General features: G+C 61.1%; 7 protein-coding genes and 1 pseudogene. 6 read left to right on the top strand and 2 right to left on the bottom strand.

Features of this window, described 5'->3' with window-relative positions; all coding sequences use genetic code 11:
• The 3 genes and pseudogenes from WCA53_RS24085 to WCA53_RS24075 all read left to right on the top strand — a co-directional run.
• The coding region (locus WCA53_RS24085) for an acetate/propionate family kinase (RefSeq protein WP_423916364.1) at positions 1 to 631 on the top strand (631 nt) is incomplete at its 5' end.
• Positions 632 to 724: 93 nt separating this feature from the next.
• On the top strand, positions 725 to 979 hold the full coding sequence (locus WCA53_RS24080; RefSeq protein WP_423916362.1) for an RNA recognition motif domain-containing protein: 255 nt from the start codon (positions 725 to 727) through the stop codon (positions 977 to 979).
• A gap of 70 nt (positions 980 to 1049) precedes the next feature.
• Positions 1050 to 1323 (top strand): annotated as a pseudogene (locus WCA53_RS24075) (hypothetical protein); the annotation flags it as partial.
• A gap of 106 nt (positions 1324 to 1429) precedes the next feature.
• On the opposite strand, the gene WCA53_RS24070 reads toward WCA53_RS24075, so the two are convergent.
• Positions 1430 to 1699 (bottom strand): hypothetical protein, encoded by a 270-nt coding sequence (locus WCA53_RS24070; protein WP_423916366.1) that lies wholly within the window; start codon positions 1697 to 1699, stop codon positions 1430 to 1432.
• Positions 1700 to 2304: 605 nt separating this feature from the next.
• Positions 2305 to 3066: a hypothetical protein gene (locus WCA53_RS24065; protein WP_423916360.1), complete on the bottom strand. Its 762-nt coding sequence runs from the start codon at positions 3064 to 3066 to the stop codon at positions 2305 to 2307.
• A gap of 436 nt (positions 3067 to 3502) precedes the next feature.
• Here WCA53_RS24065 and WCA53_RS24060 point away from each other — a divergent pair, with 436 nt between their 5' ends.
• The 3 genes from WCA53_RS24060 to WCA53_RS24050 form a co-directional block, all read left to right on the top strand.
• Entirely contained in the window at positions 3503 to 3802 is a 300-nt protein-coding gene (locus WCA53_RS24060) for a hypothetical protein (protein WP_423916357.1), read from the top strand.
• Positions 3803 to 3846: 44 nt separating this feature from the next.
• A complete protein-coding gene (locus WCA53_RS24055; RefSeq protein ID WP_423916355.1) occupies positions 3847 to 4722 on the top strand; it encodes a DUF2092 domain-containing protein in 876 nt (291 codons plus the stop codon).
• An 11-nt stretch (positions 4723 to 4733) separates the two neighbouring features.
• Positions 4734 to 5256: hypothetical protein (locus WCA53_RS24050; RefSeq protein WP_423916353.1), on the top strand; the 523-nt coding region annotated here is incomplete at its 3' end.

The raw sequence follows: 5256 nt of genomic DNA, 5'->3' as shown, positions 1-5256 counted from the left end.
GTCCTACGAATACATCGCGAGCGCGCTGCGCGAACTGGCGCCGCAGGCCGCTTCCGGGCGAACCGTTGTCGCGCATCTGGGCAACGGCGCGAGCCTGTGCGCGATGAAGGGTGGAAAAAGCATGGTGAGCACCATGGGCTTCACGGCGGTCGACGGACTACCGATGGGTACCCGCTGCGGCAGTCTCGACCCGGGCGTGATCCTCTACCTGATCGATGAGTTGGGCATGAACGCGCGCGCGATCGAAAATCTGATCTACAAGGAGTCGGGGCTGCTCGGTGTCTCGAACGTGTCGGGCGACATGCGTGAACTGCTGGCGAGCGCGGACCCGCGCGCCGGCTTTGCGGTGGATCTGTTCGTCTACAGGATCGGGCGCGAACTCGGGTCGGTGGCGGCTGCCTTGGGAGGAATCGACGCACTGGTGTTCACCGCCGGAATTGGCGAGCGTTCCGCGGAGATACGCGAGCGCGTTGCGCGCGACGCGCAGTGGCTCGGCATTGAACTTGACGAGCAGGCGAATCTGCGCGGCGGGCCGCTCATCAGCACGGCGTCGAGCAAGGCTTCGGCCTGGGTGATTCCGACCAACGAAGAACTGATGATCGCGCGTCACACGTACGCGTCGATCACCTGAGTACGCGTGTCCGCGTAGCGACGCGTGCGCCACGCCGCTCGCTCGCGGCTTGCATATCACGGCCTGGGGGCCGCAACGAAAAAGAGGTTCATCATGGCCGAACTCTGGTTGGCAAATGTGGCAGACGATACAAGCGAGGACGAGATCAGGGAGCTCCTGATTCGTTACGGCTTTCCGTCTTTCGACACGATCCAGCGTGTGCCGGGCACCGGTTCGCGGCCCGCCGTGATCGTCATCTTCAACGACATTGAGCCACACGCGCTGCGCACCTTGCAGCCGCGGCTCCAGAATCTGTTCTGGAAGAACCGGACGATCACCGCGCAGATCGTCCCGCCCCGCGAAGAGTGAACAGGCGGCAGGGAGACCCAGCCAGTCCGCCGACACCCGCTACCTGACCGGGCAAGTCCGAGTCACCGTCATGCCTCAGGGGCGCGCGCGGACGAACGGCCCGTGTGAGCCGCTTACGGTGAAGCCGAACGACAACGCTGAGCGCCGTGCCAGTATCGCGACCGGGGCGCTCGTAGTGGCGCAACTCGTCTCATGGGGCTCGATTTATTACGCGTTCTCTCTCCTCGTCGTGCCGATGGAAAGCGCAATGGGATGGAGCCGTGCAGAGACCACGCGGCGCTCTCGATAGGACTGCTGGTTTCCGGGCTCAGGCCTATCCCGTCGGCACTTGGCTCGATTCCGGTCGCCACTCGTGCGGCCGCAGCGCTTGGCGGACCGCGATACGCGGGACTTTTTTCGCGCCCTTTTCGTCCTGCGGGATAGGGACCCTCACAACGCGAAGCGCAACTCCTATTGGCCCGCTCCGTTGTGCGCAACACTGATGGCGGCGTCGCGTTCTTTTTTGGCTTCCGCCTTCTTATGGTCGTAGACTTTTTTCGCAGCAGCAACCTTCTGGTCGTATACGCGATTAGCCGCAGCGACCTGCTGGTGCATTCTCACTATCGGATCGGGATGTCCGGCGGCCGGTGCACTACTTGTCGTGTTGCCCTGAGCCCAGGCTAAGGGAGCGATCAACATGGCAAGCGAACCGGTCAGTACTGCAGCACTAATGTGACTCATCATTTCCTCCGTGCCGACATCGGCAACATTTAAATTCGCGAGAGCGTTTCACCAGACCCTGGGGGTTCGCTCGCGCAAACTCAGCGAAGACCAAGGCGACCAGGACACCTGTCGAGTTCATCAATCAATAAGGCCGCCCGCGCCAGCCTTTTCCGGAGAGGTCTGGACCGGGCTTTCTTTTGTGCGGACCAGTGTCGCTCGCGGCACAGCTTGAGCGTGTAACTGGCTGTCGCGATCGGGCACCTTGCTCAAGGTGCGATCAGGTACGTTGTTCAGGTCGCTCCATTTTTATTGAAATGGTTACCTGTACTTCACTTCGGCTCACGAGGTTAAGATGCCAACGTGTGTCGGTCCACCGCCTGTCGGCTCACGGACCGACCGATCCTTACGACCGGGTACCTGGTAGATTCTAGGCGATATAAATAGATCCGATAGTAGCCGCTCGATGTAAAAGGCAAATCAGCGAGCATCCGAATGTTCCCATGCCTGAAGCCGCCGTTGTACTTCGAGGAGTCCCAGGCACTCTGACGCGCGTTCGTCAGGAGGCGGCACAGGATCATGGTCGACGGAGAAATGGTAACGGCGGTACGTGACGCCTTTCGCCGCTACTGACCGAGCATGGCGAGCGCATCGCGCATAGGCGCGAGCGAGACAGTGATCATCCCGTCGAGCGGTGTGTTCATCTCGAGAATCAGCAATATTGCGCACGAAGTGGACAGCGCACCCAGAAATAACCCAAAAATGACTGTAGCGTTGGCGGAGGCGAACAGGCCAAACGAACAAAAGATGATGCAGAGCCAAAACACCAGGCATATCAGCAACGGGGCGGGGGTCGAGCCCATGGATTGCAGCATCGTCAGTTGGCGCGCAGCCACCACGTCATTCACAATCTGAATGGCACGTGCCTGCAGTTGACGTTGCGCGTCGCTGCGCGGCGACAGTGCGCCCAACTTGAGTTCAAGGCCTTCCACCCGCCTGATTGCCTCGATGCCACGAAGCGCTGCGATCTGCGCAGGCTTGCCAGAAGCTATTAGCTGGACCAACATGCCGACCCTCTGCTTAAGCAGATCACGGACCTCCTTCGTTTCCGGGCCATACTCGGCAAGAACGCGATCGAGGACGATGATGCTGGCGGCATTGCGCACGACCTCGCCGTTCACGGCATCGAATGAACTCTTCGCCGACGAAATTAGTAGGCCAAGCACCAACGCGGCCATCGTGGCTATCAGACCGACCGCCAGCTTTAGGACACCGGTTGATTCGTCGCTAAGGTGGTGCCTGGGCAAAATGGTGCGCACACGCAAGCCAACCAACGCGCTGCCAAATACACAGGCAAACACGATCAACGCGATCTCGACGTGGCTCACTCTTTTACCCTCCTTCTCCGCTCGCAAGGAGAAGTCCGGCATGCGTCGCGGACTGATTCTCCTGCTATTGACTTGTGCCCGGCGGCATAACACCGGGCCGGGCGCTCGCCAGCCGGCAAAACGGGGCGGGCAGGGATCGTCGCATTCGGGAGTCGTAACGTGGTTAGCTCGTGCTCGTCTTCTTCAAGCACACGATGACAACCGCCGCCCGTCCATGAAGCATGCTACAGGTCGGCTTGGAGTACCGATATGCGCCCTTGGTCTCATATCGGCCGGCATCTTCATCGCCTATTCTATATTGCGCGAACGCGGTTAATCCTGCGTTCCGAGGGAAGTTGCGTGGAGAAGGCCAAGAGCCATGCCATCCTTGCGGAAGCGCTGGTCGCGGCACTTTTTATGGCGGATGACCGGCTGATAACGATATGAGGGCAAACCTATGAACAAGCGTTTCTGGCGGTTTGCGATGGTGCCGGCGCTGCTGCTGGCGGGTGCCGCGATCGGCCAACAATTTCCGATGCTGGATAGGGTGGCCGACAGGGTCATCCAAAAGTATCAGCAATCGAGTTGCGAGCAGTTGTGGCAGAAGCGAGCCTCGAAGCAAGGGGAGCCGATGCCCGAGAGAGAGCAGCAGGCCCTGCAATTACTGCACACCGATCCGCAGATGCGTGCGGCGTTCATCGATAGGGTGGCAGCGCCGATTGCCAACAAGATGTTTGAGTGCGGCATGATCCCTTGAATGCAACTGGGCGCCGCTAAACCGGCTTATTCACCGAGGCCGCGATGACCTGCGAGAAATTGAAGTGGGGCATAACCGTCGTCGTGCTCGGCGTGTTCCTGGCCGCAAGCGGCAACGCCCAGCAGCCGCAACAAACGCAGCATGCGGCGAAACCAGCGGCCAAGCCGACGGCGAAGGCTGCCGCGCTGACGTTCCAGCCCGGCCTCGAGCCGCGCGCGATCGACATCCTTAAGGCGGCGAGCGCCCGTCTTTCAGCTGCGAAGTCGATGTCCTTTACGGCGGTCGTCTCCTATGAGAGTCCGAGCCGTCTCGGTCCTCCGCTTGTCTATTCGACCAAGTCGGAGGTCACGCTACAGCGACCTGACAAGCTCAAGGTCATCACGCTCGGCGACGGGCCAGCCTCGGAGTTTTACTACGACGGCAAGACCATGACGGCATTTTCACCGCAGGAGAATCTGGTCGCCATCGCCGACGCGCCTCCGACTATCGACGCCGCGCTGGAGGCGGCTTATCACACCGGCGCGATCTATTTCCCGTTTTCCGACGTGATCGTCGCGGATCCGTACAAAGACATCGCTGACGGACTCAAGATCGCTTTCTATATCGGTCAATCGAGCGTGGTCGGCGGCACGACGACTGACATGGTGGCCTATGTCACGGGGAATGTGTTCGTGCAGATATGGATCGGTGCGCAGGACAAGCTGCCGCGCCGCGTCTATGCCATTTACCTGAACGACCGCGCGCGGTTGCGCCATGTATTGGAGCTGTCCAACTGGGAACTGGATACGGCCATTCCAGCGGATGCGTTTGTTCCAGCCAAGACTGCTGGTGCGGCACGCATTGCTTTCGCACGCCCCGACGCAGAGGACACGACGGCAATGAAGCCCCCCCCGAAGACCATGCCGGCCAAGGCTCAATGAGGAGACCCATCATGAAACGAGCCTTCATCCATCTGGTGGGGCTTGTCATCCCGGCCCTCGTAGCGGGTCCAGCCGGCGCGTGGTCGCATGCCGACGCCTACGGGGGTACTGCGTCGCATACTGCCGGATCGCGGTCTTTCACCCGCACCGACGCTGCGGGTGGCAGCCTGACGCAAACCGCAGGTGGGGGCGCGACTGCAACCAGCCGCTATGGCGGCACGGCAACTCACCAGGAAGGATCCAATCAGACAACCGCGACCAATCGCTATGGCGGCAGCGCGACCCACACCTACGGGCAAGGGACAACTGCCACCAGCGCATACGGGGCTACGGCAAGCCACACAACGGGATCGGGTTACTCGACGTACACGAGCGCTTCAGGCGCCACCGCATACCACAGCGCTTACTACGGAGGCCAGTACCCTGCCTACCACCCGCCCGTCACGGTGAACAATTACGGCTCATCGTGCTACAACTGCGGCGGCTGGTCCACCGCGGGGGCAGCCGCCGCAGGCGTCGCGGTCGGTGTCGTGG

It is taken from the genome of Caballeronia sp. (assembly GCF_049581465.1).
Taxonomy (GTDB): Bacteria; Pseudomonadota; Gammaproteobacteria; order Burkholderiales; family Burkholderiaceae; genus Caballeronia.
This window is presented reverse-complemented; position numbering and strand designations above follow the sequence as displayed.